Annotated in this window: 1 protein-coding gene and 1 pseudogene; both read right to left on the bottom strand. The window is 36.6% G+C overall.

Translation table 11 applies throughout. From position 1 onward, the window contains the following. Window positions 1–839 (bottom strand): site-specific integrase (locus Q0X89_RS10570; RefSeq protein WP_297693906.1); only part of this gene is annotated, 839 nt, incomplete at its 3' end. 220 nt (window positions 840–1,059) lie between these two features. Continuing rightward, window positions 1,060–1,968 (bottom strand): annotated as a pseudogene (locus tag Q0X89_RS10565) (IS1595 family transposase); the annotation flags it as partial. Between the last annotated feature and the right edge of the window lie 246 nt (window positions 1,969–2,214).

Here is a 2,214-nt window from a genome sequence, read left to right as displayed (position 1 = left end):
TTCGTGGTTGTAGTTTTTAACCTCTCAAAATAGATACGATCCTCCTGAATGTTTTTGAATCGGAGATTTATAATATCCTTCATGTTCATTCCATTGCAATAGTAGGAGAGAAGCCACATGTCCTTTGCTAATTGTTGATTAGATCCTTCCTCTACTTTATAATCTATAATGCTTTTAATTTGCTCAATGGTTAATACCTTCTTAATGTTTCTTGGAGCCTTGGGCTGATATTTATTTTTTCCAAAAGGATAATATTTTCTATCTACCATTTCAGCATCAATAGCCTGGTTATATATAGATCTTAAACTTCTGATATAAATACTGATGGTAGTTACTGACCTGCCTTCAGAAATCATATAGCTTTCATAATTCTTAAGAAAGTCAGATGTAACGTCCATTAAATTCAGTTTTGACTTAAACCTCTTCAATGAATTTTTGGCATCATTGTATATACTGCTTGTACTTATCTTTCCCTGACTTTTCAGAGCATCTAATTTCTGATCAAATAAGGCATAGACATCTGTGACTTTGACTGATCTATTATCATAAAGTCTTGACTTGAATTCTTCGAAAGAAAAGGTATCCAATTGATGGATGATGTCTTTAGCTCTGTTTTCCCAATCAGCAATTTTATTTTTGTAAATCCGTAGTTCCTTTCTTACAGACCCATTCTGAATTCTATCGTAATCAGTAACAATAAGGTCTAAGCCAATTGAATAATATTTTTGAACTCTATTGAGGGTAACTCGAATTTTGACAGGGAACAGGCCATTGTTCTTTGGTCGGCGAAGGTCTAGAACAATCTTGTAGTTAGGGTACATAATATCGAATATTTGCATACAATTCACATACAAATTTCAAGTTAATCAAGAAGGATGGGTAAAGTAAAAGTATCGTAAACCACTATAAATCAACATAAAGAGTAAGAAATAGTAAAGAGAGGTACATATAGATAAAGGATCTGATCCGCTTTGGGAGCAGGGGGTCGTAGGTTCGAATCCTACCACCCCGACTTATCAGTCTGAATATCAAGCACTTACAAATTGATTTGGCTCTAGTTTAACTTTGCGTTGATTTTATTATTTCATATCTACTGGATAACATTGTATACCGTTGATAAGCCTTTACATCCTGGGCTGACATCTTCGCGAAATCTTTTACGAACTGTTTGCTTTCCTTTAGGGTTTCTTTGAGCCTAAACCAGTTGAGGTACTGCTGCAGATATTTAGTAGAAACGCCCCAGAATTTATTGTCAATCCATTTCTTCAACCTGTGATGGGCAGAGTTTACATGTTGGATATGATAGACCCCATGCTTAACACGTTCTTTCAAGTCTGAACGTAAAGGATGATGCTCTAATTGGTTATCAATGGCAAAACCTTTGTAGCTTACATGAGAGTCTGTGCATAAAACAGTTTGGCTGGTGAGCCGTTTCCCAATAGCATTTTCTATGTCGTTTTTTTTCAGTCTTCCGGCAGCCGCTACCGTTAAATCCATCTGATCTTTGCGGTCTAAAGTTACAATAACAGCTATGTGTTCGCTATTAACGCCTTTCTTGGAAGATGTTCCTCCTCGTTTTCTTGGTTTTCGCCCTTGTTTTGTCTTCCCTTTTTCTGAATGTAAAAAGAATGTCTCATCACTTTCAGTTATTCCGGTAAATTCCCCTTTTTCAGATTCTTCTACTGAGGAGAGTATCTTATGCCGCCAATCAAATGCCGTCTTTTTATTGATGCTCAACGTTTCCTTAATCTTATCGAGGGTTTTTTCTTCCAACATGAGTTGCAGATAAGCATCTATTTTATCTTTTTGATGAAGTCCAGCCATCCACGTGCCTGAGTATTCTGTAAAGCTACGCTTACATGATTTGCATTTGTAACGGTGCGCTCCTTTATCTTTTCCAAATTTCACATACTTAGTATGACCACAGTGAGCGCAGCATCCCTGCTTGTTGTCCAAAATGCTTCTTCGCAATTCCTGGCAACGGGGAATGCCCTTGCCAGTTTCATCAAGTTGCTGGAGCTCTTCTATTAATGCTTGACGCTCATTAGCTGACAAGCCTGTGAAATACAACTTTATCGCTTCCTTTTCCATACATTAAAGATACAAATAATAGCTATATTAAACTAGAGCCTATTGATTCAATACTTACTTGCTTGTCAGGCCATTAGCGTTGTAAGCTATAGAAAAAAAGCCATCATATTTTTCACTATTTCT

The organism is uncultured Eudoraea sp. (genome assembly GCF_947258525.1).
In the GTDB taxonomy this organism is placed as follows: Bacteria; Bacteroidota; Bacteroidia; order Flavobacteriales; family Flavobacteriaceae; genus Eudoraea.
Note: the sequence above shows the minus strand (reverse complement) of the source record. Positions and strands in the feature narration are given on the sequence as shown.